Source organism: Cellulomonas sp. GbtcB1, assembly GCF_019091725.1.
In the GTDB taxonomy this organism is placed as follows: domain Bacteria; phylum Actinomycetota; class Actinomycetes; order Actinomycetales; family Cellulomonadaceae; genus Cellulomonas.
Map to the genome: position 1 here is coordinate 1 of NZ_JAGXJG010000296.1, position 264 is coordinate 264.

Here is a 264-nt window from a genome sequence, read left to right on the forward strand (position 1 = left end):
AAAGAAGTTCACTCGGTGCGGTTGTTCTCATTGCCCTCAGCACTAGCGCTCAGGCCACGACCCATGGTGCGCGAGAGGCCAGCACCAGCCCACCAGTCATCCGGGATATCCTCCCGGCGGGCAAGTCGGTCCAGAATGGCCTGCATCTGCTGGAGATCCGACTCGCCCGAGTCCGAGAAGGAAAAGGAGATCGTAGGGATGGGAGGATGGTTGCTCATGGTCGAGTGAAGGCCCGGCGAGTGGCGAAGAGAGAGCGGGAGACCC

The 264-nt window shown here is 61.7% G+C and carries 1 protein-coding gene; it reads right to left on the reverse strand.

Features of this window, described 5'->3' with window-relative positions:
* Positions 1-8: 8 nt before the first annotated feature.
* The coding region (locus KVT14_RS20505) for a hypothetical protein (RefSeq protein WP_217617308.1) at positions 9-264 on the reverse strand (256 nt) is incomplete at its 5' end.